The 26,901-nt window shown below is 67.1% G+C and carries 26 protein-coding genes, 1 other RNA gene and 2 pseudogenes; 18 read left to right on the top strand and 11 right to left on the bottom strand.

From position 1 onward, the window contains the following. Positions 1 to 57 precede the first annotated feature (57 nt). The gene (locus tag EU513_RS09980; protein ID WP_129625748.1) at positions 58 to 1,536 is read left to right on the top strand and encodes a sensor histidine kinase; all 1,479 of its coding nucleotides are present in this window, start codon (positions 58 to 60) and stop codon (positions 1,534 to 1,536) included. 37 nt (positions 1,537 to 1,573) lie between these two features. Here EU513_RS09980 and EU513_RS09975 read toward each other — a convergent pair whose 3' ends face one another. After that, the gene (locus EU513_RS09975) at positions 1,574 to 1,822 is read right to left on the bottom strand and encodes a WhiB family transcriptional regulator (RefSeq protein WP_115922524.1); all 249 of its coding nucleotides are present in this window, start codon (positions 1,820 to 1,822) and stop codon (positions 1,574 to 1,576) included. A gap of 287 nt (positions 1,823 to 2,109) precedes the next feature. Between EU513_RS09975 and EU513_RS09970 the strand changes: the two genes are divergently transcribed. The 3 genes from EU513_RS09970 (at position 2,110) to ssrA (ending at position 4,946) form a co-directional block, all read left to right on the top strand. Further along, positions 2,110 to 2,514, top strand: coding sequence for a hypothetical protein (locus tag EU513_RS09970; RefSeq protein WP_129625747.1), 405 nt, complete (start codon positions 2,110 to 2,112; stop codon positions 2,512 to 2,514). A 56-nt stretch (positions 2,515 to 2,570) separates the two neighbouring features. Continuing rightward, the gene (locus EU513_RS09965; protein ID WP_240796005.1) at positions 2,571 to 4,442 is read left to right on the top strand and encodes a DUF2207 domain-containing protein; all 1,872 of its coding nucleotides are present in this window, start codon (positions 2,571 to 2,573) and stop codon (positions 4,440 to 4,442) included. A gap of 136 nt (positions 4,443 to 4,578) precedes the next feature. Then, positions 4,579 to 4,946: a transfer-messenger RNA gene (gene ssrA, locus EU513_RS09960) on the top strand. A 16-nt stretch (positions 4,947 to 4,962) separates the two neighbouring features. Here ssrA and EU513_RS09955 read toward each other — a convergent pair. Beyond that, complete coding sequence (locus tag EU513_RS09955) at positions 4,963 to 5,595, bottom strand: SIMPL domain-containing protein (protein ID WP_129625745.1); 633 nt, start codon at positions 5,593 to 5,595, stop codon at positions 4,963 to 4,965. A gap of 62 nt (positions 5,596 to 5,657) precedes the next feature. Between EU513_RS09955 and EU513_RS09950 the strand changes: the two genes are divergently transcribed. From EU513_RS09950 to EU513_RS09925, 6 genes are all read left to right on the top strand, one after another. Continuing rightward, positions 5,658 to 7,118, top strand: a complete 1,461-nt coding sequence (locus EU513_RS09950) for an NAD-dependent malic enzyme (RefSeq protein WP_129625744.1) — start codon at positions 5,658 to 5,660, stop codon at positions 7,116 to 7,118. A gap of 353 nt (positions 7,119 to 7,471) precedes the next feature. Beyond that, positions 7,472 to 9,847: a DEAD/DEAH box helicase gene (locus tag EU513_RS09945; protein ID WP_129625743.1), complete on the top strand. Its 2,376-nt coding sequence runs from the start codon at positions 7,472 to 7,474 to the stop codon at positions 9,845 to 9,847. 182 nt (positions 9,848 to 10,029) lie between these two features. After that, entirely contained in the window at positions 10,030 to 10,596 is a 567-nt protein-coding gene (locus EU513_RS09940; protein WP_129625742.1) for a YqgE/AlgH family protein, read from the top strand. A 175-nt stretch (positions 10,597 to 10,771) separates the two neighbouring features. Further along, positions 10,772 to 11,065, top strand: a complete 294-nt coding sequence (locus tag EU513_RS09935) for a DUF3039 domain-containing protein (RefSeq protein WP_129625741.1) — start codon at positions 10,772 to 10,774, stop codon at positions 11,063 to 11,065. A gap of 196 nt (positions 11,066 to 11,261) precedes the next feature. Next, positions 11,262 to 12,260 (top strand): zinc metalloprotease, encoded by a 999-nt coding sequence (locus EU513_RS09930; RefSeq protein WP_129625740.1) that lies wholly within the window; start codon positions 11,262 to 11,264, stop codon positions 12,258 to 12,260. Positions 12,261 to 12,436: 176 nt separating this feature from the next. Next, on the top strand, positions 12,437 to 14,194 hold the full coding sequence (locus EU513_RS09925) for a DEAD/DEAH box helicase (protein WP_129625739.1): 1,758 nt from the start codon (positions 12,437 to 12,439) through the stop codon (positions 14,192 to 14,194). Positions 14,195 to 14,196: 2 nt separating this feature from the next. Here the strand turns inward: EU513_RS09925 and EU513_RS09920 are convergent, their stop codons facing one another. After that, complete coding sequence (locus tag EU513_RS09920) at positions 14,197 to 15,162, bottom strand: P1 family peptidase (RefSeq protein WP_129625738.1); 966 nt, start codon at positions 15,160 to 15,162, stop codon at positions 14,197 to 14,199. Between the two features lie 47 nt (positions 15,163 to 15,209). On the opposite strand from EU513_RS09920, the gene EU513_RS09915 reads away from it, so the two are divergent. Next, positions 15,210 to 15,869 (top strand): IclR family transcriptional regulator, encoded by a 660-nt coding sequence (locus tag EU513_RS09915; RefSeq protein WP_129625737.1) that lies wholly within the window; start codon positions 15,210 to 15,212, stop codon positions 15,867 to 15,869. Here EU513_RS09915 and EU513_RS09910 read toward each other — a convergent pair. Then, entirely contained in the window at positions 15,859 to 16,320 is a 462-nt protein-coding gene (locus tag EU513_RS09910; protein WP_129625736.1) for an Lrp/AsnC family transcriptional regulator, read from the bottom strand. The genes EU513_RS09915 and EU513_RS09910 overlap by 11 nt on opposite strands. A gap of 108 nt (positions 16,321 to 16,428) precedes the next feature. Between EU513_RS09910 and hppD the strand changes: the two genes are divergently transcribed. From hppD to EU513_RS09895, 3 genes are all read left to right on the top strand, one after another. After that, complete coding sequence (gene hppD, locus EU513_RS09905) at positions 16,429 to 17,634, top strand: 4-hydroxyphenylpyruvate dioxygenase (RefSeq protein WP_129625735.1); 1,206 nt, start codon at positions 16,429 to 16,431, stop codon at positions 17,632 to 17,634. Positions 17,635 to 17,769: 135 nt separating this feature from the next. After that, positions 17,770 to 19,080 carry a M20/M25/M40 family metallo-hydrolase gene (locus EU513_RS09900; protein ID WP_129625734.1) on the top strand — a complete coding sequence of 437 codons (1,311 nt, stop codon included), beginning with the start codon at positions 17,770 to 17,772 and terminating at the stop codon, positions 19,078 to 19,080. Beyond that, positions 19,050 to 20,492 carry an MFS transporter gene (locus EU513_RS09895; protein WP_129625733.1) on the top strand — a complete coding sequence of 481 codons (1,443 nt, stop codon included), beginning with the start codon at positions 19,050 to 19,052 and terminating at the stop codon, positions 20,490 to 20,492. The genes EU513_RS09900 and EU513_RS09895 overlap by 31 nt, the downstream gene beginning before the upstream one ends. A gap of 10 nt (positions 20,493 to 20,502) precedes the next feature. Here EU513_RS09895 and EU513_RS09890 read toward each other — a convergent pair whose 3' ends face one another. Further along, positions 20,503 to 21,444 (bottom strand): hypothetical protein, encoded by a 942-nt coding sequence (locus EU513_RS09890; RefSeq protein ID WP_129625732.1) that lies wholly within the window; start codon positions 21,442 to 21,444, stop codon positions 20,503 to 20,505. Between the two features lie 171 nt (positions 21,445 to 21,615). Between EU513_RS09890 and EU513_RS09885 the strand changes: the two genes are divergently transcribed. Together EU513_RS09885 and EU513_RS09880 are read left to right on the top strand one after the other, a co-directional pair. Next, the gene (locus EU513_RS09885) at positions 21,616 to 21,966 is read left to right on the top strand and encodes a hypothetical protein (RefSeq protein ID WP_129625731.1); all 351 of its coding nucleotides are present in this window, start codon (positions 21,616 to 21,618) and stop codon (positions 21,964 to 21,966) included. Further along, on the top strand, positions 21,947 to 22,195 hold the full coding sequence (locus EU513_RS09880; RefSeq protein ID WP_129625730.1) for a hypothetical protein: 249 nt from the start codon (positions 21,947 to 21,949) through the stop codon (positions 22,193 to 22,195). Before EU513_RS09885 ends, EU513_RS09880 begins: the two co-directional genes overlap by 20 nt. Before the next feature lie 204 nt (positions 22,196 to 22,399). Here the strand turns inward: EU513_RS09880 and EU513_RS09875 are convergent, their stop codons facing one another. Genes EU513_RS09875 through EU513_RS15910 form a run of 5 tightly spaced genes read right to left on the bottom strand, consistent with a single transcriptional unit; the run spans position 22,400 to position 24,804 of the window. Continuing rightward, positions 22,400 to 22,687 carry a hypothetical protein gene (locus EU513_RS09875; RefSeq protein WP_129625729.1) on the bottom strand — a complete coding sequence of 96 codons (288 nt, stop codon included), beginning with the start codon at positions 22,685 to 22,687 and terminating at the stop codon, positions 22,400 to 22,402. A gap of 48 nt (positions 22,688 to 22,735) precedes the next feature. Next, positions 22,736 to 23,245, bottom strand: coding sequence for a hypothetical protein (locus EU513_RS09870; RefSeq protein ID WP_129625728.1), 510 nt, complete (start codon positions 23,243 to 23,245; stop codon positions 22,736 to 22,738). Next, entirely contained in the window at positions 23,242 to 23,724 is a 483-nt protein-coding gene (locus tag EU513_RS09865; protein ID WP_129625727.1) for a DUF6301 family protein, read from the bottom strand. The genes EU513_RS09870 and EU513_RS09865 overlap by 4 nt, the downstream gene beginning before the upstream one ends. 2 nt (positions 23,725 to 23,726) lie before the next feature. After that, positions 23,727 to 24,425: a hypothetical protein gene (locus tag EU513_RS16140; RefSeq protein ID WP_205744741.1), complete on the bottom strand. Its 699-nt coding sequence runs from the start codon at positions 24,423 to 24,425 to the stop codon at positions 23,727 to 23,729. A gap of 4 nt (positions 24,426 to 24,429) precedes the next feature. Next, on the bottom strand, positions 24,430 to 24,804 hold the full coding sequence (locus EU513_RS15910) for a Tox-REase-5 domain-containing protein (RefSeq protein WP_168990234.1): 375 nt from the start codon (positions 24,802 to 24,804) through the stop codon (positions 24,430 to 24,432). A gap of 96 nt (positions 24,805 to 24,900) precedes the next feature. Between EU513_RS15910 and EU513_RS15905 the strand changes: the two are divergent. Further along, a pseudogene (locus EU513_RS15905) lies at positions 24,901 to 25,578 on the top strand (DUF6177 family protein); the annotation flags it as partial. 81 nt (positions 25,579 to 25,659) lie between these two features. After that, positions 25,660 to 26,505 carry an RDD family protein gene (locus tag EU513_RS09845; protein WP_129625724.1) on the top strand — a complete coding sequence of 282 codons (846 nt, stop codon included), beginning with the start codon at positions 25,660 to 25,662 and terminating at the stop codon, positions 26,503 to 26,505. A 67-nt stretch (positions 26,506 to 26,572) separates the two neighbouring features. Here the strand turns inward: EU513_RS09845 and EU513_RS09840 are convergent. Next, positions 26,573 to 26,892 (bottom strand): annotated as a pseudogene (locus EU513_RS09840) (formaldehyde dehydrogenase, glutathione-independent); the annotation flags it as partial. Positions 26,893 to 26,901: the final 9 nt, after the last annotated feature.

Here is a 26,901-nt window from a genome sequence, read left to right as displayed (position 1 = left end):
GCCGTCGCGTCCCGGGGCTCGGCCGTACCGGGGTCATCCACCGCATAGGCTCCCGCCGTGCCCACATTGAGCGACGTGCTGAGCCGGCACGAGGTGACCGCGGCCGATTCGGACTGGCTGCACCGTCTCGTCGGTGACTGGCAGCTGATCGCAGACCTGTCGTTCGCCGATCTGGTCCTCTGGGTGCAGTCGCAGGCGGGGGAGTGGTTCGCCGCGGCGCATGCCCGTCCGACCACCGGCGTCGGCGTCTTCACCGAGGACCTCGTCGGTCAGCCGGTGGCGGTGCCTCGAGCCCGGATGGTCCAGGCCGCACGGGATCAGCAGGAGATCGTCCGAGCCGGCCAGACCGTCTGGCGCGACGACATGCCGATCCGCGAGGAGGCGATCCCGGTTGTCCGCGACGGACGTGCGGTCGCGGTGCTCACCCGGCACACCAATCTCGCCTCGATGCGCACGCCGAGCCGACTCGAGGTCACCTACCTGGCGACCGCCGACGCGCTCGCCCGGATGATCGCTGCCGGTACCTTTCCGCAACACGAGCCGGCCACCCACGTCCGGCGCGGCACCCCGCGGGTGGGCGACGGGGTGCTGCGCCTGGACGTCGACGGCCTGGTCACCTACGCCAGCCCGAATGCGGTGTCTGCGGTGCACCGCCTCGGGTACGAAGCCGATGTCATCGGGATGCCGCTGGCCTCGGCCGTCTACGACCTGCTGCCCGCGCGTTCACCGGCCGACGAGGACCTCACCCAGGTGCTGCGCGGACGCGTCGCGCACCGCGGTGAGGTACGCACCCGGTCGGCGAGCGTGATGGTTCGTTCCATTCTGTTGCAGGAGAACGGTCGTCGCATCGGTGCCGTGCTTCTTGTGCGCGATGTGAGTGAGCTGCGTCGTCGTGAGCGTGAACTCGCCACCAAGGACGTCACGATCCGCGAGATCCATCACCGGGTGAAGAACAATCTGCAGACCGTCGCCGCTGTGCTTCGACTCCAGGCACGGCGGGTCGACGATCCGGCCGGCCGCGCAGCCTTGGACGACGCGGTCCGTCGGGTGGCGACGATCGCCTCGGTGCACGAGACACTCTCATCCCGGCTGGACGACCACCTGGATTTCGACGAGGTCGCGCAGCGCGGAGTGCAGGCAGCCCTCGACCTGGGCAACCGCTCGGGCATGCGGGTCAGCGGCGCGATCGACGGCAGCTTCGGGACGCTGTGTTCCGAGGACGCGACCTCGATCGCGATGGTGCTCGCCGAACTCGTCCAGAACGCCGTCGAGCACGGCCTCGCGCAGCAGGACGGTCACGTGCAGGTGACAGTGCGTCGGGAGCAGACTCGTGACGGCGACCTGTTGCGGGTGGAGGTGGCCGACGACGGTGCCGGGTTACCGGACGATTTCGCGCAGGGCAGCGGCGGACTCGGGGTGCAGATCGTCCGGTCGCTGGTCGCCGACCTGAGCGGCGACATCGACTGGGAACGGACAGAAAACGGCACCGCCGTGAAGTTCACGGCGGTGCTGCGGGATATCCCGGTGGAGCGTTGACTTCGGCGGACTCAGCCTGCGCGTTCAGCCGGTACGTTCAACCGGCACGGCGGGCGCGTGCATTGCGCCGCTTCATGGCGCGTCGTTCGTCCTCCGACAGTCCACCCCAGACGCCGGCGTCCTGCCCGCTCTCGATGGCCCACTTCAGACAAGTGTCGATGACCTCGCAGCGTCGACAGACAGCCTTGGCGTCCTCGATCTGCTGCAAGGCAGGGCCCGTGTTCCCGATGGGGAAGAAAAGCTCCGGGTCCTCTTCCAGGCATGCAGCGCGGTCGCGCCAATCCATAGTCGTCCTGCTCCTTGAGTAGATGTTCCCGGTGCCGGGCCATGCGTCGTGCGCGTGAAACCGACGGGGCACCCATCGTTCGTCGGTTCGTTTCGAGTGGCTACGCTGTGGTTGGGCGTGCCGACTGTCTAGGCTCACAGATGCTGGCTGTGTTGCACAAGGGGTTTGACCGAATCTTTTCCTTTCGAAGGTGAGTCCTTGGTCACACCACGCCCTCGACCTGCCCCGTAACTCGCGCTTTTCAGCGTTTCACCTGTTCTGTCCGTGCCCCGGAGGAAGGATGCCGTGTGTCCGATCAGACATCTTCACCGCTGCGCGAGGCGACCCCGGGAGTGACCACCCCATGGCGGGTGGCCGCCGCCCTCATGGTCGTGCAGGCAGTGGCTCTGTTCGGGGTGGGAATCTGGTCGGGGTTCGACGGCGGCTCAGCGCGTTCGTGGTCGTTCGCTGCAACGCTGGTGGTGCTCGCCGGATGTGTCGCCGCCCTCGCCTGGCTACTGAACGCGGGACGGTCCGCGGCGCGCACGCCGACCCTACTGTGGAACGCGCTGCTCCTGCCGATCGGCTTCACGGTCGGTGACGGCGGGGCTCCATGGGCCGGATGGCTGATCATCGCCGTCGCCGTCCTCACCTTCGTCGCCACCGTTCTTGCGCGCCCGCACGAAGTCGCCGCGCGCGACGGCCAGGACTGATCCACCGGATCCAGGCGCCCGCCTCGTAGGGTTCAGTCATGCGAAGGTTCTGGGCCGTGTTGGCCGTACTCCTCTGGTCGGCAGCGGTTGTGTTCCTGCCCGTCTCGAGCGCGAGAGCGGCAGGTGGGGAACGGATCCTGTCGTTCACCGCCGACTACGACGTGCAGCCGAATGGCTCGGCCGAGGTGACAGAGACGATCAGGTACCAGTTCGCCGGCGACCAGTCGCATGGCATCAAGCGATCGATCATCACCTCGCAGGGCTACGACCCCGAGCCCGACAAGTACCGCGTCTACCCGATGACCGACGTCCGGGTGAGCAGCCCGACCGGCGCACCGGACGATGTCGACCTGTCCGACTTCGGTGCGATGACCGTCATCCGGGTCGGATCCGCCAACGAGACGGTCCGTGGCACCCACACCTACATCGTGAAGTACAAACTCGGTTCCGTCGTCAACAAACAACCCGACGGGACCGTCGAACTCTATTGGAACGCAACAGGATCCCAGACCGGAGTGCCCACCGACGAGGTGCGGGTCTCGGTCACCGGGCCGGCCGCCGTCACGAACGCGGTGTGTTACTACGGAGTCACGAAGACGTCCGACAAGTGTGAATCGTCCGCCGGGCAGAAGGCCACGTTCAGCGCCTCGTCCCTCCAGCCGTTTCAGCAGGTGACGATCGGAGCAGCGTTCCCTGCGGCGCCTTTCACCAGCACCGCACCCGATCTCGAACAAGGCACGGTCGACGATTCCAAGGGCGGCGCTGAAAACTCGTCGCTGACCCCGCAGCAGCAGGACACGCTGCGAGCGGTGGGTTCCGGTGCGGCGGTGGGTCTGCCGGCCCTGGCTGCGGCGGTCATGGGTCTGGCCGTCTGGAAGCGGGGCCGCGACGAGCGCTATGCCGCTGTTGCGCCCGGGCTCGAACCGGCGGACGGCCAGGACGACTCGGTGGTCCGGGGCGGGCGCCGCACCGTGGTGGTGCAGTTCCAGCCGCCGGCCGGTGTGCGCCCTGGACTCATGGGCACGGTGATCGATGAAGAAGCCGGCACCGTCGACGTCTCGGCCACGGTGGTCGACCTCGCGGTGCGCGGCTTCTTACGGATGGAGGAGGTCGAGCGCGGCGGTCTGTTCACCAAGAACGACTGGCAGCTCACCCTTCTCGACCCGCCGGACGGCGAACAACTGCTGCCGTACGAGGAGACCTTGCTCTATGGGCTGTTCCAACTGGGTTCGCCGGTCCTGCTGTCGCAACTGCGTAACCACTTCAAGTCCACGCTGACCAAGGCGCAGAGCCAGATGTACACCGAGGTCGTGCAGCGCGGCTGGTTCCGGCGATCGCCGGAGGCGGTTCGCACCGGTTTCCAGATGGGCGGCATGGCCCTCATCGGGGCGGCGTTCTTCGGATTCTTCCTGCTCCCGGGCATCAGCGCAGCCGCCATCGGCCTGCCGATCGGGCTGGCGATCGCAGGCGTCATCGTCATGCTGATGGGCCGCAAGATGGCATCGCGTACCGCTCGCGGCTCGGCGGTCACCGACCAGTCGCTCGGTTTCCGCGAGTACCTCGTCACCGCCGAGGCGCAGCAGATCAAGTTCGACGAGGCGGAGCAGATCTTCAGCCGGTACATGCCGTACGCCGTCGTCTTCGGTATCGCCCAGCAGTGGGCCGACAAGTTCGCCCAGGTGGCGCGAGCGGCCGAAGCCGCGGGCCGGCCGCTGGTCATGCCGATGTGGTACATCCCGCTGGGCGGCGGTTTCGGTGACTTCGGCAGCATCGCCGGCGGGATCGACGACTTCGGCACCGTCTCGGCCGGCACCTTCGTGTCCACCCCCGGATCCTCGGGTGGATCGGCGTTCGGTGGTGGAGGCTTTTCCGGAGGTGGCGGGTTCTCCGGCGGCGGTGGGGGCGGTGGAGGCACCGGAAGCTGGTGATCCCGATACACCCGACGGGAATTGGTTCGCGTCCGGCGCCGTTACACCGTTAGGCTGGCCAAGCCTTACAACTCCACAGCGTGACGTGCTCGCCGGTGTCACCCCTGAACTTTCAGGTGTGCCACCACACGAACTCGGGGGTGATCGGTTTCGACGTTGATCGCCGACGAGGGAGAAGCGGGTCGAGGAGGCACGGTTATCTCGTAAACGCTCCGTGCAAAACCAATAGGTGCCAACAACAAGCGCACCGACTTCGCCCTCGCCGCCTGAGCGAGCCTCGAAGTCCGTCAGCCTGAGTTAGTTCTCGCCTCAGTGTCTGGCGTCAGCTAGAGAACTTGCTGCGTCGTCATGTCGAGGGACGACGCGGGACTCTTACTCGACTGGGCCTGTCAGGGAACGTGTGCGCGCGAGCCCTGGGGCCGAGAAAATCCACAGCGCACTGCACCCGGAGAAGTCCCTTCTCGCGGTGAGCGGACGCGGGTTCGATTCCCGCCACCTCCACCACCACCGAATGGGCACGTCACGCTGTGGAGTCGGCCCAGCCCCAACTCACCTGCACCTGTTCGGCGACCTCGATCTCGCCGGGTGCGAACGAGCCCGCCTTGGCCATCGCCATGGTCTGCCCCTTATATATTTCCGGGCGGTCCGCGGGCATCACAGTGGTCACCGAACGCACCTCACCCAGGGTTCGTCCGGACCTCTGAGCGAGGGCTCGTGCTTGCTCCACGGCGTCGTCGTACGCGGCGGCGCGAGCGGCCGCAGCAGCCGTCGACGTGTCGTGCGCGAACACCTCGACGCCCTCCACACGGAACGCGTCACCCAGCTGTGCGCCGAGCGTCTCGAGCAGCTCTCCGGCCTGTTCTACGTTCTCTGCGACTGCTGAAAAGCGTTGTCGTGCAACGTATCCCACGACCTTCTGGCGCTCACCCCACTGGACGTCGACCGAGAGTCCGGTGGTCTGGATGGACCGCTCGGCGATGCCGGCTCCGCGCAGTCCGGCACGCAACGTCCGGGCGTTCTCCGACGACCGGGTGAGTGCTTCGGCGGCACCGGCCGCGAACTGCTCGACTGCGATCCGGAGGCGGACGCGGTCGGCCGCGGTGCTCACGGTGGACGACCCGATGACGGTGATTCCGCTCTGTGTCTGTCGCATGAACCCACCCTGACACGTGACCCCGTCCGCACGGCAGGCGTGGACACGGTAAGAAAGGAGTCATGACTGCGATGCCTTCCGTCTCCAACTCGATCACCGTCCGACTCGAGGTGCCCGGCCGGGCCACCGCGATCAGTGAGTTGACCGGCGCGATCGAGCGCACGGGCGGCCTCATCACCGGCCTCGACATCACCTCGTCCGACGCCGAGAGCATCAAGATCGACGTCACCGTCGCCGCGCGCGACGGCGACCACGCGAACGAGATCGTCGAGGCCATGCGTACCGTCGCCGGCGTCGTCGTCCACAAGGTCAGCGACCGCACCTTCCTGGCGCACCTGGGCGGCAAGATCGAGATCAAGTCCAAGCACCCGATCCGTAACCGTGACGACCTGTCGATGGTCTACACCCCGGGCGTCGCACGAGTCTGCATGGCGATCCACGACAACCCCGAGGACGCCCGCCGCCTGACCATCAAGCGCAACACGATCGCGGTGGTCACCGACGGCACCGCAGTCCTCGGGCTCGGCGACATCGGCCCGCTCGCGGCCATGCCGGTCATGGAAGGAAAGGCGGCGCTGTTCAAGCGGTTCGCCGACATCGACGCGTTCCCGATCTGCCTCGACACCAAGGACACCGAGGAGATCATCGCCACGGTGAAGGCCATCGCGCCGGTCTTCGCGGGGATCAACCTCGAGGACATTTCCGCCCCGCGCTGCTTCGACATCGAGCGCCGCCTGCGCGACGAACTCGACATTCCGGTCTTCCACGACGATCAGCACGGCACCGCGATCGTCGTGCTGGCCGCACTGCGCAACGCGCTGCGCGTGGTCGGCAAGGAGCTCAAGGACGTCAAGGTCGTTCAGTCCGGAGCCGGCGCGGCCGGTACGGCGATCACCCGACTGCTGCTCGCCGCCGGCGCCACCCACGTCGTGGTGTCCGACATCAAGGGGGTCGTCTCCCGCGACCGTGAGGACATCGTCGAGGGCAAGGACCCGTTCCTGCGCTGGGTCGCCGACCACACCAACCCCGACGGCATCTCGGGCACGCTGCGCGACTCGCTGCGCGACTCGCTGCGCGACGCGGACGTGTTCATCGGGGTCTCCGGGCCCAACATCCTCACCGGTGACGACATCGCGACCATGAACGAGGACGCGATCGTCTTCGCGCTCGCCAACCCGATGCCCGAGGTCGATCCGACCGCCGCCGCTCAGCACGCGACCGTGGTGGCGACCGGCCGCAGCGACTTCGCGAACCAGATCAACAATGTCCTGGTGTTCCCGGGTGTGTTCCGCGGCCTGCTCGACGCAGTAGCGGACGGCATCGACGACAACATCATGCTGGCTGCGGCCGAAGCGCTCGCCGACGTCGTCAGCCCCGACGAACTCAACCCGGCCTACATCATCCCGTCGGTGTTCCAGCCCGACATCTCGATGGTCGTGGCCCGCGCCGTCGAGAAGGCTGCCCGCGCCGAACTCGAAGGGGAGCGGCACAGCACCAAGCAGGACGAGCCGTTCGAGGACTGACCGACGTTCGGGCGAGGTAGCGCGAAATGCACGAGGGAACTGCGTAGGCGCAGTTCCCTCGTGCACTTCCAGGTGTCTCGCGGCGAGGAGCGCCACGGTGTGCCCGACGTCACCGCCCAGCAACCCCTGCGTGGTCGGAAGTTCGCGCGGGAGCCGTTAGACTGGGGGAATCCATTTTCGCGGTCTTGCGTTCATCTGTGTGAATTTTCTTGTGGGCGCCGAGATCTGAGGCACCCGGATCACCCCATCCACAGCGTGGCGAATACGCCTGAAACGCAGTCACTTTCGGCCGACAATCGGCCCTTGTAGGGGTTCTCTTGCGGTGCCCGTAACCCGACAAGAGGTACTGCACGATGACGCCCAAGAAGAACGACGGAACCAAGAAGGCCCGCTGGAGCCGTAGCCAGAAGGTCGAGGCCAAGCGCGGCGAAGTTCGTCGCACGTCCGCCGAACGCGGCAAGCCCGCCCGCCGCGAGGACCGTCCGGAGCGTTCCGGCGCTCGCCGGTTCGACCGCGACGACCGCCGGTCCTTCGACCGCCGCGACGACCGAAACAATGACCGGAGCAACGACCGTGGTGGGTACCAGGGTCGCTCCGAAAACCGTGAGGGTCGCTCGTACGACCGGCGCGACGACCGTCCGCAGGGTAACCGTGGTGGTTACCAGGGTCGCTCCGAAAACCGTGAGGGTCGCTCGTACGACCGGCGCGACGACCGTCCGCAGGGTAACCGCGGCGGCTATCAGGGCCGCGATGACCGTCGTTCGTTCGACCGTCGTGACGACCGCCCTCAGGGGAACCGCAGCAACGACCGTGGCGGCTACCAGGGCGGACGTTCCTTCGACCGTCGCGACGACCGCATCAGTGACCGCACGGGTGACCGGGGCGGCTACCAGCGTCGTGACGACCGTTCGCAGGGCGACCGCGGTGGCTATCAGGGCCGCGATGACCGTCGTTCGTTCGACCGTCGTGACGACCGTCCTCAGGCTGACCGCAGCAACGACCGTGGTGGCTACCAGGGCGGACGTTCCTTCGACCGCCGTGACGACCGTCCCCGCGGTGGCTCCGACAACCGCTCCGAGAACCGCTCCGAAAACCGTGGTCAGCGTCGCTGGGACCGCGATGGCGGACGCGACTTCGGCCGCCGCGACGACCGCGGCTTCCAGCGTCGTGACGACCGTCCGCAGGGCAACCGTGGTGGCTACCAGGGCCGCGATGACCGTCGTTCGTTCGACCGCCGGGACGAGCGTCCCCGTTTCGAAGAGGCCGAGAAGCCCGCAGGTCACCTCGAGGAACTCGAGCCGACCAACGAGGCGTTCGGCTGGTCCGAGCGCAACGAGGTCGACGAGGTCACAACGACCGAGCCGATCGAGTTGGAGGGCAATGGCTTTGCCGATCTCGGTCTTCCCGAGTTGCTGGTCGCGCGCTTGGCCCGTGACGGCATCACCCAGCCGTTCCCCATCCAGACCGCGTCCATCCCGGACGCCCTCGCCGGGCGCGACGTCCTCGGCCGTGGCCGTACCGGCTCCGGCAAGACGCTCGCGTTCGGTCTGCCGACGCTGACCCGTCTGGCCAAGGGCGGCAAGGCGCGCGCACACCAGCCGCGTTCGGTCATCCTCGTCCCGACCCGTGAGCTCGCCATGCAGGTAAGTGATGCGTTGCAGCCGCTGGTGCACGTCATCGGCCTGCGCCACAAGCTGGTTGCCGGCGGGATGCCCTACGAGCCGCAGCTGTCGGCTCTCGAGCGCGGCGTCGACGTCCTCATCGCCACCCCGGGTCGTCTGAAGGACCTCATCGAGCGCGGCGCCGCCGACCTGTCGCGCGTCGAGATCACGATCCTCGACGAGGCCGACCACATGGCGGAGATGGGCTTCCTCGAAGCGATCGAGGAGATCCTCGACCTGGTGCCGGCCGACGGCCAGCGCCTGATGTTCTCAGCGACCCTCGACCGCGGCATCGACGGTGTGGTCGAGAAGTACCTCACCGATCCGGCGGAGCACTCGACGGACGACGGCACCGCCACCGTCACCACGATGGCGCACCACGCGCTGCTGATCGAGCCCAAGGACAAGAAGATCGTCACCGCCGAGGTCGTCAACCGACCCGGACGCACGGTCGTCTTCGCCCGCACCAAGCTCGGTGCCGACCGCATCGCCTCCGAACTGCGCGAGTGCGGCGTCGTCGCAGCTGCCTTGCACGGCGGCCTCAACCAGAGCCAGCGCAACCGCGCACTGTCGGCCTTCCGCGACGGACGCCTGCCGGTTCTCGTCGCCACCGACGTCGCAGCTCGCGGCATCCACGTCGACGACGTGGGCGTCGTCCTGCAGGTCGACCCGCCGGCCGACCACAAGGACTACCTGCACCGTTCCGGGCGTACCGCTCGCGCCGGTGAGCAGGGTGTCGTGGTGTCCTTGGTGCTGCCGCACCAGCGCCGTACCGTCGAGCGTCTGCTCGACCAGGCGGGAGTCGACACCGAACTGAAGAAGACCCGTCCGGGCGACGAGGTCATCGCGGCCACCGGGGGCAGCACCCCGCAGGGTGCACCGGTGAGCGACGACGACCTGCAGCAGGTGTTGCAGCCAGGTCGCGGTGGACGCGGCCAGGGTCGTGGACGCGGTTACGCCGGTGGTGGCCACCGGGGTGGTCCGCGCCGTGGCGGCGGGGGCGGCGGCTACCGCGGTGACCGCGAGGGTCGTGGCGGCCGTGACGGTGGACGTCGTCCGCGTTACTGAGTCATAGCGGGACTGCGCAAACCGCGGTTTGAAACGTCCTGGTGGTGCAAACCGCGGCCGATCGGCCGCGGTTTGCGCATCTGGGGGGCTGATCCGCGGTTTGAGCAGTTCTGGCTCGGCGACATCGCATCCGCGCCGGGGCAGTCGTCCACAGCAGGATCGGCTCGCGTCAGAATGGGACGGTGGACAACCTCACCGGACGACTGCTGGTCGCAGTCCCGCGCGAAGAACAGGACGTCGCCGACGACGACCTGTTCGACCGCTCGGTGGTGTTGCTGCTCAACCACAGCAGCGAGGGTGCCCACGGCATTGTGCTGAACCGCCCGCTCGAAGCCGTCGTGGACGCCGTCCTGCCGGGTTGGCAGGAGCACGTCACCGACCCGGACCACCTCTTTCAGGGCGGTCCGCTCGGACTCGATTCCGCGCTCGGGCTCGTCTCGATGCCCGGTGACGGGGAGTCGCTCGGTCTGAAGAGACTGTTCCGTGGAGTCGGGTTGGTCGACCTGGACGCCCCGCCCTCGGTCGTGCTTCCCGAGATCGCGGCACTGCGTATCTATGCGGGTCACTCCGGTTGGGGTCCAGGCCAATTGGAGACCGAGATCCGCGAAGGTCACTGGTTCGTGGTGGACGCCGAAGCTGCCGACGCCTTCTCCGAATCGCCCCTGCGTTTGTGGGAGGACGTGCTGCGTCGAGTCGGGGGAGTCGCCGCCTGGTCGATCACCTTCCCGGACGACCCGACGATGAACTGACCCGGTTCACGGGGTCGAGCGGTACATCGACCCGGCGATCCGGAAACCCTCCCTGGTCGACGTGTTGTGGCAGGTGACCACCGAACGCCCCGACCGCGACGGCTATCACCGCCGGTGCGTTGCGGGGGACGACTCATTGCCGGTCATTTTGTCAGCGCCGACCTATGCTGGACGCATGAGTACCGAACCGTTGGAGAACGAACGCCTCTCGTCGCCGAGCACCTCGACGGGTGTCCTCGAGCGTGAAGAGGTCCAACCGCAGTTGCAGGAACCGGGCGATCACGAACGGTTCAGCCACTACGTGAAGAAGGAGAAGATCCTCGAGAGCGCGCTGTCCGGAGACCCCGTCACGGCGTTGTGCGGCAAGGTCTGGGTGCCCGGTCGTGACCCGCAGAAGTTCCCGGTCTGCCCGGCCTGCAAAGAGGTGTACGAGAAGTTCGGCGCCGGCGGCGACGACTCCGGCGACTGACCTCACGAGATCAGACCAAGGCCCGGTGCAAGCACCACGCCGGGCCTTCGTCGTCCCTTCCGTCGCCGGAGTCGCAGAAGTCTGGAGCGATCTTTGTCGTCTCTTGACCTCGTCTTGACCGAGTTGTTTCTAGCCTGAGCGGGTTCCCCTGAGCCGGACGCCCCGCCGTCCGGCTGACGTCTTGGAAAGGACGCTCATGATCCGCCGTTCCACCACCGTGCTCGCCTCCGTCGCTCTCGCCGGTAGCGCCGCGTTCAGCCTCGCCCCCGGCGCGAACGCGAGCCTTTCGCTCGCCCAGGCCAAGATCGACTCCGCGTCGGTGTGTGTTCCCGACAGCCATGACCACGACGGCGCCGGAGCGACCGCCCGGGTGAAGCACGGTTCCGGCAAGCACGACCCGAACGAGCTGACCCCGGCACAGGTGGCGGCCGCAGAGAAGAAATTCCAGGCGGACGCCGCTCGCAAGGGGTTGACGAAGAACGCCGACGGCAAGCTGACCAAGACCGGCGCAAAGGCAGCAAAGCCGGGTACCGGCACGTTCAGTGCCGCGGTCATCGACGTGTACTTCCACGTGATCACCGACGGCACCAAGGGTGCGCTGACCGACTCCGAGGTGTCGAGCCAGATCTCCGTGCTCAACCAGGCCTACAGCGGTTCGGGCTTCTCCTTCCGCCTGGTCTCGACCGACCGCACCAACAACGCCACCTGGTACAACGGCTTGGTGCACGGCTCGACCGCCGAGTCGCAGATGAAGTCCAAGTTGCGCAAGGGCGACATGGGCGACCTCAACGTCTACACCGCCGACCTCGGCCAGGACCTGCTCGGCTGGGCGACCTTCCCGACCAGCAGCCTGAGCTCTCGTGACGGCGTCGTACTGCTCGACGAGAGCCTGCCCGGCGGCAGTGCCGCGCCGTACAACCAGGGGGACACCGGCACCCACGAGGTCGGTCACTGGCTGGGCCTGTACCACACCTTCCAGGGCGGCTGTAAGGGTCAGGGCGACCAGGTGAGCGACACCCCCGCGGAGGCTTCACCGGCATCCGGTTGCCCGACCGGCCGCGACTCCTGCCCGTCGTCTGCCGGACTCGACCCGATCACCAACTTCATGGACTACACGAGCGACGTGTGCATGAACAAGTTCACCCCGGGGCAGGTCACCCGCATGCAGAACCAGTGGACGACCTACCGCGCCTGACCCACCGTCCTTGGTTGTGAGGCGCATCTGAACCAGCGCGTCGCGGCGGCCGAATCCCTCGAAAGTGGGGTCGGCCGCCGCGGTGCGTCCTGGGCGGCCTGGCGAGCTCGTTCCGCCTCACGGCGCTGACCTGCGCATTCGATCGTTGTCACCGTGGGCGGTTAGGGTTTGCCATCGTGAGTACCTCGGCCGCTTCCCATCTGTCGCCGGCCTTCCCCGAACGCGCAGCGTGGGGCACCGCCGGCAAATTGCGTGCCTGGCAGGCCGGGGCGATGCACACCTATTTCGAACATGAGCCCCGCGATTTCCTGGCAGTCGCGACCCCCGGTGCCGGCAAGACGACGTATGCATTGCGGCTGGCGACCGAGCTCATCGACCGCGGTGTCATCGACCAGGTCACGATCGTCGCGCCGACCGAACACCTCAAGGTGCAGTGGGCCGACGCCGCTTCACGGGTCGGGATCAACATCGACCCGCGCTTCACCAACGCCCAGGAGGAGCACGCCGCCGACTACGACGGCGTCGCGGTGACCTACGCGGGCGTCGCCAGCCGTCCGGCACTGCACCGCGCTCGCACCCTCGCCCGCCGCACGCTGGTGATCCTCGACGAGATCCACCACGGCGGCGACAACAAGTCGTGGGGTGACGCGATCCGCGAGGCCTTCGAGCCCGCGACCCGCCGGCTGGCGCTGACCGGTACGCCGTTCCGTTCCGACACCAGCCCGATCCCGTTCGTGCGGTACGAGGAGGGCGCCGACGGCATCCGTCGTTCGGCCAGCGACTACAGCTACGGGTACTCCGAGGCGCTGCGCGACGGCGTCGTCCGGCCGGTGCTGTTCATGGCGTACGGCGGGGCGATGCGGTGGCGTACCCGCGCGGGCGACGAGATCGCGGCCCGCCTCGGCGAACCCATGACCAAGGACGTCACGGCTGCCGCCTGGCGCACCGCACTCGACCCCAAGGGCGAGTGGATCCCTGCCGTGCTACGCGCCGCCGACAAGCGACTGTCCGAGGTGCGTCGGCACGTCCCGGACGCCGCAGGCCTGGTCATCGCCTCCAACCAGACGGCCGCGCGGTCGTATGCGCGCACGCTGGAGGAGTTGACCGGTGTCAAGCCGACCGTCGTGCTGTCCGACGACGCCGGGGCCTCGGCCCGCATCGAGCAGTTCGCCGCGTCCGACGACCGGTGGATGGTCGCGGTGCGCATGGTGTCCGAGGGCGTCGACGTCCCGCGTCTGTGCGTCGGCGTCTACGCCACCTCCACCTCGACGCCACTGTTCTTCGCCCAGGCGGTCGGGCGCTTCGTCCGTGCCCGGCGACGCGGTGAGACGGCGTCGGTGTTCCTGCCCACCGTCCCGCTGATCCTCGAACACGCCGCCCGACTGGAGGAGCAGCGCGACCATGCGCTCGACCGCCCCAAGCCCGAGGGGGAGGAGCCGCTGTGGGCCGAGGAGGACGGCTTGCTCCAGGAGGCGAACCAGCAGGAGAAAGCGCTGGCCGACGAGCAGATGTCGTTCGAGGCGCTGGAGTCCGAGGCGGAGTTCGACCATGTGCTGTTCGACAAGCAGCAGTGGGGTCTGGGCAGCGAGACCGGTGGTGAGGACGAGCAGGAGTACCTCGGACTTCCCGGTCTGCTCGAACCCGACCAGATGACTCATCTGCTGCGTGAACGGCAAGCCAAGCAGCAGAGCAAGAGCACCAAGAAGAAGCAGGAACAGGACGCCCCGCTCGCCGCTCACCGGGCGCTCGCGGCCCGGCGCAAGGAACTCAACTCACTCGTCGCCGCCTACGCCAAGAAGACGGGGCAGCCGCACGCGGTCATCCACAACGATCTGCGTGGGCAGTGCGGCGGACCGACGCTGGACCGCGCCTCCAACGACGAGGTCGGCGCTCGCATCGATCTCATCCGACGCTGGTTCGTGGGCAAGCGCTGAACTCAACGGTCGAGCAGGCCGCGCTCGCGCAGGGTCTCGCGTAGCCCGTACGCCACATGGCCCGCACGACCGTGTGTGGTCTCGGCGTGCCAGAGCGAGGAGACGATCGCCTCCGCAGACGCCTCGAGCGTCGCGCTGAAGAACGGATCGAGATCCTTCTCGCGAACGCAGCCCGAGCGGGCGTCGTCCGCGCGGCGTGTGCTGAACGCGATTGCGTAGTCACCCGACCCGTGGCTGTACGCGGCACCGACCGTGCCCATCGCGTACACCCCGCGACGGGCGATGCGGCCGAGTTGGCGTGCATCGAGCGGGGCATCGGTCGCGACGACAACCACGCACGAATTTCCTTCCGGATCAGCCGTGTTGGCCGGTTCGACGGGCCGTCCGTCGAGTCGGAGATGGCCCGTGAAATTGGTCAGAGCCAGCACGCCGAGTCGCTGGTCTCCGACCGCACGGGACGCGGTGCCGATGCCGCCCTTGAACCCGAGGGCGCGCATTCCGGTGCCCGCTCCGACGGCACCGAGCGCGAAGTCGTCGCTCGCGTCGTCCAGGGCTGCGCGGACGTCCGCAGCCGTGACCGCCCGTTGCCGGATGTCGGACAGCCACGAGTCGTTGCACTCTGCGACCAACGGGTTGAGAGTGACCACGTCGGCACAGTCGGGACGGTCGAGCATCCATCCCACCAGCGCGTCCGCAGCACCGAACGCGCTGAGGGTGTTGGTGAGAACGATCGGGGTCTCCAACGTGCCCATCTCGGCCACCTGGGTCGAACCGATGAGCTTGCCGTGTCCGTTGCCGACGAACAACCCGCATGGCAGCGGTCGTTCCGGTGTCGGCACAGGCGTGGGGACGATGGCGGTCACGCCGGTGCGGACGTCGTCGCGCACGATCGTGCGGTGCCCGACGCGCACCCCCGGCACATCCTTGATGCTGCCGGTATCGGTGAGGACTGCGAGTCGATCGGTCATGGCCGAACGACCCTATCCTCCGCGTGCCGGCAGGTACGGTGCATCGCATGGTGAATGAGAACGACCTGGGCGGTGAGACCTCGCAGACGATGGATCGTGGCCTCGCGGTCATCGCCTTGCTCGCCGACCCGGCGCACGCAGGTGGGCTCACGGTCACCGAGATGGCCCAGAAGCTGAGTGTCGGGCGTCCGGTGATCTACCGTCTGGTCGCCTCATTGGCACGTCGCGACATCGTGATTCGCCGCATCGACGGACGAATCTCGTTGGGAGTGGGGCTCATTCACCTCGCCAACGCGGTTTGGCCGGGCCTGCGCGATGTCGCTTCACCGATCCTGCGGGAGCTCGCTGAGAACACCGGACTCACCGCGCACCTCACCGTCGCCGACCGCTCCGAGGCGCTCGCGATCGCTGTCGTCGAGCCGCGCTGGACGGGTCTGCACGTCTCCTACCGCGAGGGTACTCGCCACCCGCTGGAGGTGGGCGCCGCCGGCCGGGCGATCCTCGGCGGGCGCGACGGGAACGACTCGTGGGTGACCAGCGACGGCGAACTCCAGCCGGGTGCACACGGATTGGCCGCCCCGGTCATAGGCGCGCACGGGCTGGACGCCTCCATCGGCCTGGTCGCGATGGCGCCGTTCGACGGCGACCGTGTCGGTGCCGCGGTCCAATCAGCGGCATCCGATCTCGCCATCGCGCTCAACCACTGACCTCCACCAGCGGCTGAGTGCGATAGGGGACGAGCTCGGCGAGCGCGATCACCGTCGAACTGCGCACGACCACGTCCGTCGCGAGCACCTCGTCGATCACGCGTTGTAGATCGCCGTTGTCCCGACCGACGATCCGGATCCACAGGTCGCCCTCACCGGTGATCGTGTGTACCTCCAACACCTCCGGGACACCGGCCAGATGTGCGATGGCCGGGTCGTGTCCGTGCCGCTGGGCGATCGACAGGGTGCAGAACGCGGTGACCGGGAAGCCCATGGCGGCAGGGGAGAGGGAAGGGCTCTCCGAGGCGATCACGCCGCGCGAGCGCAGTTTGTCCAGGCGGGCTTGCACCGTGCCGCGGGCGACGCCGAGTTCACGGGCGGCGCCGAGCACTCCGATCTGCGGCTGAGCGTCCAGGAGGTGCAGCAGGCGGCGGTCGAGATGGTCCAACATGGTCGAACTGTACAGAGTTCACGCGCCCGCAGGTGTCAGTTTGTACATGATGATCAAGCTTGGAAGGCCCGGTTGAACAGTCTCTGTGGCTTGGGTCACAGTGTGTCCATGACTGACACCCCTGACCTCACTCCGCAGGAGCGCGAAGCCAACCTCGACTTCGACCAGTTGAAGCAGTTGGTCGGCCTCGTCGAGTACGACGCCAAGAACGACCCCTTCCCTGTCACCGGTTGGGACGCCATCGTCTTCGTGTCCGGAAACGCCACCCAGTCGGCGCAGTATTACCAGAGCGTCTGGGGCATGGACCTCGTTGCATACAGCGGCCCGGAGAACGGCAACCGCGACCACAAGTCGTTCGTGCTGAAGTCCGGCTCCATCAAATTCGTCATCAAGGGCGCGGTCGACCCCAACAGCGAACTGGTCGAGCACCACCGCAAGCACGGCGACGGCGTCGTCGACATCGCGCTCGAGGTGCCTGACGTCGACAAGTGCATCGATCGGGCCCGCTCGGTCGGCGCGAAGATCGTGCGTGAGCCGGAGGACATCACCGACGAGCACGGCACCGTCCGCATCGCCTCGATCGCCACGTACGGCGACACCGTCCACACGCTGGTCGATCGCTCCAAGTACGAGGGTCCGTACCTGCCCGGCTACTGCGAGGCGTCCTCGACGTTCGTCAAGCGCGAGGGTCAGCCCAAGCGTCTGTTCCAGGCCCTGGACCACATCGTGGGCAACGTCGAGCTCGGCAAGATGGACGATTGGGTCACCTTCTACAACAAGGTCATGGGCTTTGTGAACATGGCCGAGTTCATCGGTGACGACATCGCCACCGACTACTCCGCGCTGATGAGCAAGGTTGTCGCGAACGGCAACCACCGGGTGAAGTTCCCGCTCAACGAGCCGGCCGTCGCCAAGAAGAAGTCGCAGATCGATGAGTACCTCGAGTTCTACTGCGGCCCCGGCGCACAGCACCTCGCCGTGGCCACCAACGACATCCTCAACTCGGTGGATGCGTTGCGCGCCAACGGAGTCGAGTTCCTCGACACCCCTGACTCCTACTATGAGGACCCGGAGCTGCGGGCCCGCATCGGCAACGTTCGCGTGCCGGTCGAAGAACTGCAGAAGCGCGGCATTCTGGTCGACCGCGACGAAGACGGCTACCTGCTCCAGATCTTCACCAAGCCGCTGGGTGACCGCCCGACGGTGTTCTTCGAACTGATCGAGCGGCACGGCTCGCTCGGGTTCGGCAAGGGCAACTTCAAGGCCCTGTTCGAGGCGATCGAGCGTGAGCAGGACCGCCGCGGCAACCTCTGACCGCCGCTGAGTGCCGAAACCTTCGGCACTCGAAGAGCCCCGACGACGGCCCGCCGTCGGGGCTCTTCGTTCTTCGAAACCTGGTTCCTCGAAACCTGGGTATGGGTGGGGCGTTCGCTGGTTAGGCTCGCCGACATGTCGCAGATCTCTCCCGCGCTCGCCGCACTGCAGGCCGCCGTCCGGTGGCGCACGGTCGCCGGGCCGGACAAGGACCCAGCTCAGTTCGAGGGGTTGCACGGCGACCTTCGGGCACACTTCCCGCGGCTGTTCGAGGCGTGCGAAAGCGTCGAACTTCCCGACCATGCACTGCTGCTGCGCTGGCGCGGATCCGGTGATGAACGGCCGGTGGTTCTCATGGCCCACCAGGACGTCGTGCCTGTCAACAGCTGCGACGACTGGACGCACCCGGCCTACGAGGCAGTGGCCGCCGACGGATTCCTCTGGGGGAGAGGCACCCTCGATTGCAAGGGGTCGTTGATCGCAATCTGCGCCGCGGTCGAACAGCTCATCGTCGAGGGGGTCACTCCCAGCCGGGACGTCTGGTTGTCCTTCTCGTCGGACGAGGAGATCGCCGGGCACACCGCGCCCGCGGCCGTCACAAAGTTGAAGCAGCGCGGGGTCGACCCGTGGTTCGTGCTGGACGAGGGCGGCATGGCGGTCACGGGCGTCTTCCCGGGCGTCGATGCTCCGCTCGCCGTGATCGGTCTCGCAGAGAAGGGGCTGGTCGTCGTCCGTCTGACTGCGCGCGCGGAAGGTGGGCATGCCTCGATGCCGCCTCGCAGGAGTGCGCCGGCGGTCCTCGCGAAGGCGATCCTGGCGTTGGAGAAACACCCCGCACCGTCGAACCTGACCGAACCGAGTCTGCGCATGCTGGAGACCATCGCGCCTCATGCGAGAGCGCCGGTCCGTCAGCTGCTGTCCCGCGCGGGTTCGATGCGGAAACCGCTGACCCAACTGCTCGCTCGCACGGGACCGGCGACCGCGGCCATGGTGCGGACCACCTACGCGGTCACCCAGCTGGAAGGGTCCCCGGCGCAGAATGTCCTGGCGACGGACGCGTCCGCCACGGTCAACGTCCGGGTGTCGATCGACGAGAGCGCCGAGGAGGCTGTTGCCCGGATCCGACGCATCCTGGGTGACGACATCGAGGTGGCCGTGCTGACCTCGTACGACCCGAGCCCGGTCGCAGCGACCGGCGACGCGTACGAACTCATCGCATCGGTCACCGAACAGGTCATGCCGGACGTCGTCCCGACGCCGTACGTGGTGATGGCAGCCACCGATGCTCGCCACTTCCAGCGGGAGTGGCCCGACTGCTACCGGTTCAATCCTTTCCGGATGACCGCGAGCCAGCGCGAGAGCCTGCACAACGTCGACGAGCGCCTGGAAGTGTCGTCCTTCGAGGAGGGAATCCGTTGGTACACAACACTTCTGACGCAGATCTGAGCAAGACCGGGCTCAAGGGCATCGGCGCTGTCGTCGGGTTCCTGGTCTGCGTCGAGATCGCCAGCGGTTTCCTGCAGGGTTTCTACACGCCGTTGTTCACCGACATCGCTCGTGAACTGCGCATCCGGGACGCCGACGTCAACTGGTTCGAGGCGGCACAGTTGACGGTCTCTGCGCTGGTCGTACCCATTCTCGCTCGACTGGGAGACGTGATCGGGCATCGCAAGGTGCTGCTGCTGTCGACGGTCGTCACCGCGGTCGCGACGTGGGCGGTTGCGTTCGCGCCGACCTTCTGGACCTTCCTCATCGCCTGGGCGTTCGCCGGTTTCTACGTGGTGTGGCTGCCGTTGGAGGTGGCGATCATCCACCGCCGCACGGAGGGCGACCCGAAACGCACCCGCCTTGCGGCCGCGCTGCTGGTCTTCGGACTCGAGGCATCGGTCATCGCGGCTGCGGTGTTCGCCGGGGCGTTCGCACAAACCTGGTCGATGACCGCGTTGTTGTCGATCCCCGCCGTCGTGGTTACCCTCGCGATCCCGGCGATCTGGTTCGGGGTTCCGGAACTGCCGGTGCTGCGCAGAGCGTCGCTCGACCTCGGCGGGTTCGCGCTGATCACCATTGCGTTGTCGCTGATGATGAGCGGTCTGATCCTGGTACGTCTGCACGGCCCGCTCAGCGTCTGGCCGTTGATGCTGCTCGTCGCCGCGGTCGCGGCGTTCGTCGTGTTCGGGCGGTACGAGTTGGGTCACCACGAACCGCTGGTCGATCTGCGGGTGCTCGGTGCCGGCCGCCAGTGGCCGATCCAGCTGACCGCGTTCCTGTTGGGAGTCTCCGTGCTCGGCGCCCAGATCCCGCTGTCGACCTTCGCTCGCACCGACCCGGACGTCACCGGCTACGGACTGGGGGCGACCGCGGCGAGCGTCTCGACGATCATCGGGCTCTACGTGATCACGCTTGCGATCGGCGCCCTGGCTCTGCCCTGGCTGGCGCGGCTGCTGTCACCGAACGGCGCACTCGTACTTGGAGCGACGCTGGTCGGGGTCGGGTATCTGATGTTCCTGCCGCTCCATGACGGGCTCGCGCAGTTGATGATCAACATGGCTGTGGCCGGCCTCGGTTCCGGACTGCTGGCGGCGGCGCTCCCGGCGGCTGCGGCCGCGGAGGCACCGGACACCCATACCGGCTTCGTGACAGGGATGACCAACATGACCAAGACCGTCGGCGGCGCGGTCGCCAGCAGTGTGTTCGCGATCGCGCTGGCGACCACCGGCAGCATCGACGCTGACGCCGCGGCGAACCACGCCTCGCTGGGCGGTTACCTGACGGTGTGGGCGATCTGTGGCGCCACGGCACTGCTCGCTGCGGTGATCCTTGCATTACGTGGACCCCGCACGCAGGGCTCGGGGAGTTGACTCGGCTCGGTCAGAGCGCAGCGGTCGGCTGCGTCACCGGACCTTCGAGGACAGCCGGCGCTGCACCGGTGTCGATAGCAGTGGCGGTGGCGGTGGCGGTGGTGGCGTCCGGGTTGTCACTCGAGTGCGCGGCGTCGAACCGGCGGGCCACCAGCCACCTGCTGAGGTCGCGGCCGAGGAAGACGCCCCACAACAGGATGGTGCTGAACGCCACGAGTACCAGCGCCAGGATGAATGCGGCCCCCACCAGTCCGTAGTCGGCGACCTGTTCGGTGATCTCGTTCGGCGCGAGCACCTGCACGGCGAGGATCAGAACGGTCGTGCCGAGACCGATCAGGACCGCACCGGGCAACAATTGCCCCCAGCGTGCCTTACCGCGCAACAGGATTCGTTGCGTCCACCAGTAGTAGCCGAACGCCGCGAAACCCGTGGTGAGTGCTTCGACCCAGCCCTCGACCGTGGCCGAGACGTTCCAGTTGCGGGTTGCGGTGTTGACCCACAGCGCCGAGGCGAACAGCACGGAGGTCATCAGAGCCCACACCAGATGCCGCCAGGCACTGAGCAGGTCGGCGTGCGGCAGACGCCAGATGCGTTCGAAGGTGCGCTGCATCGTCAACGAGACTCCGGTCGCGAACACGAACGAGATCAGGAAACCGGTGATGAAGGCTCCGGCGCCGTCGTGCGTACGAACCCGGAACAACTGCATGATCTCGTGTTGTGCGTCGCCCCGCAGTCCCATCGTGTCGGACAACAGCAACGCCACGTCGCCCATGTGCAGGGTGCGCGTGATCGCAGACATCGCAACGAGGAACGGCGCCGCGCACAGGACGTGTTGTGCGGCGAGCGCCAGGGAGTGCATGCCGAGTTCGAGTTCGTTCGACTCGCGATGAATCCGGCCGATCCGCGAGGCGGACCAGCGATCGGAGAGGGCCTGTAGCCCGAGCACGTTCACCGGCTCAGTGTGACACCAGGCGCCGACGATGCGGGGTGTCACAGCCGCACAACACAATGGATCCACAGGTCGCGGAAACCAGGACGCGGGTTCCGGCGTCCCAGGCCACGGCCCGCTTCGCGTACGGTGCTGTGGGCGTAAAACCAGGGGAACCCCGGGGGAGCAGGACCGATGGCGTACGACTATGACGAGCAACTCATCGAGGCGATGGGCGCTCGCCGGCAGCGACTCGCGCAAGCGTTGATGTACGGCCCCGACCGTTTGTTGCGTCGATGGACCAACCGGATCGGCACCCACCTGGCCTCTGCGTTCACCGCCGGCCTGGTCTGCGCGGTGTGTATCGCGGTGAGCTTCGTCAGCAATCTGTTGGCCAACGACCCGGCCCTCAAACGTAACCAGGCGCCCACCGGTTCGCAGACGACATCGCCCACGTTGAAGGACGCACCGCCGGGACGTGCGCTGTTGTCGACGGGCCTTTTCGCGCAGATCGCATTGCCGCGCATTGCCGCGCGTCGACGGTGAAGCCGACCGACTGACCGTGGCGGAGGGGCTCGCCGATCTCGTCGCCCGGGTGCGCTCGAGCGCGGTCGACACGGCTCCGCGCATCCGAGTGTTGCCGCCTGTGGTGCCGCACGATCAGTTGGCGGGATCACCGGCACCGGGGCTGGTTCCGCTCGGCCTGAACGAGATGACGTTGGCGACCGAGATGCTCGACGCTCTGGTTCTGTACATCGCGTTGTTTCCGAGGTGAACCTCAACGTGTTGATCTCCCGCCGGTCAGGCGGCGCGGCGGGTTTCGGGACGCTGCTGACGAAGCTCTCGCCGGCCACGGATTCGCTCGCTGACTACGCGGTCCCCACCGTCGACCGCGGTGACCCTGATATCAGCGCGTTGAGCCGGGATGCGTCCCCCCGTGTGACCCTGACCCGCGCTGACATGTGCGACTGCCATCGCCTCACTGGTGAAGCCTCGCACCCAGGACGCGTAACCGTCCCAAATCGCCCTGCCACGCCAGCCCTTCGGTCGACTTCATCTGCGAGACCAGTTCCGCTTGTTCTGCCTGGCCCTTCGGCCACGGCCTGCATTCGGTTCCCAGGGTCCACACCGAGATACCGGTACGTTCTCGCATTCCGTGCATGAACAGGTCGACCTGGCGGGCGATCTCCGCGGGGGTTTCCTGCGGCCGCGCCCAGACGACGCGGACGCTGACCTCTGCGACCGGCGCGGTGGTGGTCGTGTTCATCTGCTCAGACCTTCAGTGTTGAACGACACCGACTTCGGGACGACTTCGTCACCTACGCGTCATCGGGATGGTGAGGCTCTCGACCGGCAGGGGGTTCTGCCCCGCATCGAGGGAAGAGATCTCCTCGTCGGTGTAGGTCCGGCCTGAGTGCATGACTTCGGGCTCACGCCATGCGGTGTAGCTGAGTTGCTCGGGGGTCGAGGTTCCGTACACATCGCGCAACGCGACGACACAGCTGTGCGCGAGCTGGTCGAACCGTGCTGTGATCGCCGGAAGGTCGAGGCGAAACGTCCAGTTCGGCTGGGCATCGGAGTACAGCGTCCAACCTGATTCTGCGAGCAGCTGCTCACCGTTGTCGTCGGCAGGGTGAGTGAGTTGTTGATTGCTGTTACTGGTGCACTCCGCTGCGACTGCGTCGTGGTCGGCCGCGAACTGCACATAGGCATGAGTCGCTCCGTCCTGGACGACGAGGAATCCTCGATCCGGAAGTTCACGAATGGCACGCGCCAGTTGTGTCGTGAACTCCTCCCAGCCCAGTCCCGCCTGCTGCACGCTCACGCGGCCCACTCCTTGTTCGCCTTCCGCAGGTCGACCTCGGGTTGAGTGAGGTACAGCGCTTCCACAACTTTCGAGCGGACGATCATGACACCGCCCCGTGGTTCCAGATCGAAGTAGGCGCGATCGACCTCGCCGCGACGCAATGCGCCTTTACCCCAACGCTTTTCGGCACCGGCGACGTAATCGGCGAAGCGGTCGGCGATGAATCGAGCAAAGTCGTCGGTGATGTTCTTCTCGTGATCGGTGAGGGTCAGCATGATCCTCTTCACGGGGTCATCTGCCGGTCCGATGCCCTCGACGTCGGGAAAGCTCAGTCCGAAGCGGTCGTTGGAAACCCATCCGTCCTCGTCCTGGGTCCAGCCGATCTCGCTGGACAACTCCGCGGCCTCCCGCTCGGTCATCGGCCAGTTCGCGTCCACCCAGAACTGCAGCATGTCGAGCGCTTCATCGACCGGAATCGACTTCCAGATGGACCGCACCGTCAATGAGGTAGCTCGTCGAGCCCGTTCAGCTCGAGCGTTTTCTGCGTGGCATCGACAACCTGTTGGGCGGACCAGTCGTCGGGCAGGGTCAGCAGAGTGCCGGTCTCTACTCGCTCTGCCTGAACCCCGTCGGCGACGTGATCGATTCTGCCGACGGCGTCAGCAAGCCAGAGCCGATACCCGGGAGTGATCTTCCAGTTTCTACGGCGCGCCAGACGCTGCATTTCGCTCGTTCCGAGCCGAACCATCAGGGGATCCCACCCCTCGACCGCTGAACTGACGACAGCATCGGTGAAGGCCCGCGGGAGATGTTCACCGTCGACCGCGGTGACCTCGATGTCAGCGCGTTGAGCCGGGATGCGTCCCCCCGTGCGATCCTGACCCGCGCTGACATGTGCGACTGCCATCGCCTCACTGGTGAAGCCTCGCACCCAGAACGAGTAACCGTCCCAATCGCCCTGCCGCGCCAGCCCTTCGGTCGACTTCATCTGCGAGACCAGTTCCGCTTGTTCTGCCTGGTCCTTGGGCCACCGCGTGCGTTCGGTGCCCAGGGTCCACACCGAGATACCGGTACGTTCTCGCATTCCGTGCATGAACAGATCGACCTGGTGCGCGATCTCCTCGGGGGTCTCCTGCGGCCGCGCCCATACAACGCGGACGCTGACCTCTCCAACCGACGTGGTGTTAGTCGTGTTCATCTGTTCAGACCTTCGATGTGTGAATGACGTCGATCTCGAAGATACCTCGGGAATCCAGCAGATCCTTGATGGCGGCAGCACCGGCAGGGTCGGACGCGTGCCACTCCAGACGCGCGCCGTCCGGCAACGCACGCACCTGACGTTCTGCCTCGCTGACCAGTCGATCACTGGTGCCGGTCGACCAGTCGCTTCGAGGCTGGTGAGCGAGCTGGGCGTAGCCGTGCTTTGCATCGAGGAAGGTTTCGACAGGTGGGTCCCCGCGGAACGTCCGTCCGTCGAAGGCAACCGGCCGGCCCGAGGTCGGGTCATGGCGCACGTACTCTGACAGATGCCCGTTGGCGGTTCGCTGCGCGCCGGTGATCTGCTCCTGGTATCCCATCCAAGGTTGATCAGGCCCTCGGTTGAGGTGTGACCAACCGTCCACTCTGTTGGCCAGACGCAGGAGGAGAAGCCGTCCGGGTGGCGTGAACCACGCGACTGCGCCTGGGTGTTCGCGCTCGACGCCGAGGTGCTGCACCCCTATGACCGGGCCACGCCCGGAACGATGACGGAGTCGGTGGTCGCGGCCTTCGATCGCGGCAAGCCGGAGTTCGCGGGACTGATGGAGCCACCGGAATCGGAATGGGACGTCGCGGCGGTCACCGAACTCGCCCGGGTGATGTCGCAGGGGTCGACCAGCCTTTGCGTCGAGGGCCAGGGCTGGCACGGATCGCTCACCATTCAGCCCGAGCCCGGCGGGGTGATGGAGCGTTGCGAGTTGCTGCTCGACGCCGGCGCCGAGCCGATGGACGCGAACGGTCTGTTCGCGCTCGGGCAGCGAGTGGCCGACACGGGCGTCCAGTTCGCGATGATCGGGTACCGCTGGGCGACCGAACGACATGTCATCACTCCCGCGTCGGTGAATCCCGCACTCCCCGCGGCGCTCGTGGCCGACCCCGCCCGCTTTCCGGGGCTGACCAGCCGGACGCTGCGGGCACACGTCGGCGACCACCTGCGCGAACACGGCCGTCACTGGGTGATGGCGTTCGAATCGCCGCACGACACCACTCGCGAGCAGTCGCGCCAACTGATGCAACGTTGGGGAAGCGCGCTGGAACTGCTGCGTACCCACGACGAGATCGCCCTGGCCGTAGCGCGTCAGCGGGACAACTGAGCACGGCTGTTCGCCTCCTCCCCAGGGGGAGGTACGCGGTCGGTGGTCGCCGCCGCCCGAGGCGGTTGACACAATGCGGACATGAGCGAACGTGCGTCCGGCTGGTATCCGGATCCGAACGACCCGGACACCCTGCGGTACTGGGACGGAATCCTGTGGACCGACCGGACGATGCCCCGCGTCAAGCCGGGCCTGGAGAAGTCCCACATCAGCGCGGCGCCGCAGGTGCCCCAGCACCACCAGCACCCGCACCTCCCGCATCCGGGCCAGCACCGGCCCGGTCAGCAGCAGAGCAGTCCGAACGGTCCGTATCGTGGCCGGTTCCAGCCGGCGTCCGCCACGGCACGCACACCGGACGGCGCCGAACTCGCACCGTTCTGGCGTCGAGCGCTGGCATTCATTGTCGACAACATCCTGACCTCCGCGATCGCCGCGCCGCTGGCTTGGCCCTGGTTGTCGGACTGGGTGCACGTGGTCCGCACCTACTTCAACGAGAGTCTGGACGCTGCCCGCGAAGGCCGGGGTACACCCGACGCCCCGGACGCGCTCTACAACTTCCCCTGGCAGGTCGGACTCGTCGCCGTCGCGGTCTACTTCGTGTACGAGGTGGCCCTGACAGTATGGCGTGGGCAGACCGTCGGCAAGATGCTGCTGGGCATCAAGGTGCGCCGGGAGGAGAACGACAAACCGCCCACCTTCGGTGCCGCCGTCTACCGGTTCGCGGTCAAACAACTCACCTCGATCGTCGGCCCTGTTCCGTTGCTGAGCTTCCTGGTGACGATCTTCCAGATCGTCGACTACCTGCGCCCGCTGAGCGACCGCATGAACCAGGCCTTCCACGACTCGTGGCCCGGCACCTATGTGGTGCGCAAGCAGCGCGGTGGTGCGAGTGAGGAGCAGACACCACCCGGCGACCGCATGTACTGAAAATCACTGAGCAGCAACAGAATCGGCGCACCCACTCCGGGTGCGCCGACTCTGTTCCTGCCGCCGATCAGGCGGACTTCGTCATACCGTGCGGGTCGATGACGTACTTCTTCGCGGCTCCTTGGTCGAAATCGGAGTAGCCCTGCGGGGCGTCGTCCAGGGAGATGACCGTCGCGTTGACGGCCTTCGCGACATCGGCCTTGCCCGCGAGGATCATCTTCATCAGACCGCGGTTGTACTTCTCACCGGGCACTGGCCGGTGTAGAAGGAGTGCGACTTCGCCCAACCCAGGCCGAGCCGGACGCCGAGCGTGCCTTCCTTGGCGTTGTCGTCGACAGCACCGGGGTCGCCGGTCACGTAGAGTCCGGGGATCCCGATGCCGCCCCCGCCCGCGCG

Source organism: Yimella sp. RIT 621 (assembly GCF_004146205.1).
Classification (GTDB): Bacteria; Actinomycetota; Actinomycetes; order Actinomycetales; family Dermatophilaceae; genus Yimella; species Yimella lutea.
Note: the sequence above shows the minus strand (reverse complement) of the source record. Positions and strands in the feature narration are given on the sequence as shown.

Bases quoted from the DNA above. Each gene is read 5' to 3' on its own strand.
- EU513_RS09915 (WP_129625737.1), top strand. From the start codon at position 15,210: ATGGTGAATGAGAACGACCTGGGCGGTGAGACCTCGCAGACGATGGAT.
- EU513_RS09900 (WP_129625734.1), top strand. From the start codon at position 17,770: ATGTCGCAGATCTCTCCCGCGCTCGCCGCACTGCAGGCCGCCGTCCGG.
- EU513_RS16140 (WP_205744741.1), bottom strand. From the start codon at position 24,425: ATGAACACGACTAACACCACGTCGGTTGGAGAGGTCAGCGTCCGCGTT.
- EU513_RS09945 (WP_129625743.1), top strand. From the start codon at position 7,472: ATGACGCCCAAGAAGAACGACGGAACCAAGAAGGCCCGCTGGAGCCGT.
- EU513_RS15910 (WP_168990234.1), bottom strand. From the start codon at position 24,804: ATGGGATACCAGGAGCAGATCACCGGCGCGCAGCGAACCGCCAACGGG.
- EU513_RS09975 (WP_115922524.1), bottom strand. From the start codon at position 1,822: ATGGATTGGCGCGACCGCGCTGCATGCCTGGAAGAGGACCCGGAGCTT.
- EU513_RS09930 (WP_129625740.1), top strand. From the start codon at position 11,262: ATGATCCGCCGTTCCACCACCGTGCTCGCCTCCGTCGCTCTCGCCGGT.
- EU513_RS09875 (WP_129625729.1), bottom strand. From the start codon at position 22,687: ATGAACACGACCACCACCGCGCCGGTCGCAGAGGTCAGCGTCCGCGTC.
- EU513_RS09845 (WP_129625724.1), top strand. From the start codon at position 25,660: ATGAGCGAACGTGCGTCCGGCTGGTATCCGGATCCGAACGACCCGGAC.
- EU513_RS09920 (WP_129625738.1), bottom strand. From the start codon at position 15,162: ATGACCGATCGACTCGCAGTCCTCACCGATACCGGCAGCATCAAGGAT.
- EU513_RS09885 (WP_129625731.1), top strand. From the start codon at position 21,616: ATGGCGTACGACTATGACGAGCAACTCATCGAGGCGATGGGCGCTCGC.
- EU513_RS09935 (WP_129625741.1), top strand. From the start codon at position 10,772: ATGAGTACCGAACCGTTGGAGAACGAACGCCTCTCGTCGCCGAGCACC.
- EU513_RS09910 (WP_129625736.1), bottom strand. From the start codon at position 16,320: ATGTTGGACCATCTCGACCGCCGCCTGCTGCACCTCCTGGACGCTCAG.
- hppD (WP_129625735.1), top strand. From the start codon at position 16,429: ATGACTGACACCCCTGACCTCACTCCGCAGGAGCGCGAAGCCAACCTC.
- EU513_RS09950 (WP_129625744.1), top strand. From the start codon at position 5,658: ATGACTGCGATGCCTTCCGTCTCCAACTCGATCACCGTCCGACTCGAG.
- EU513_RS09955 (WP_129625745.1), bottom strand. From the start codon at position 5,595: ATGCGACAGACACAGAGCGGAATCACCGTCATCGGGTCGTCCACCGTG.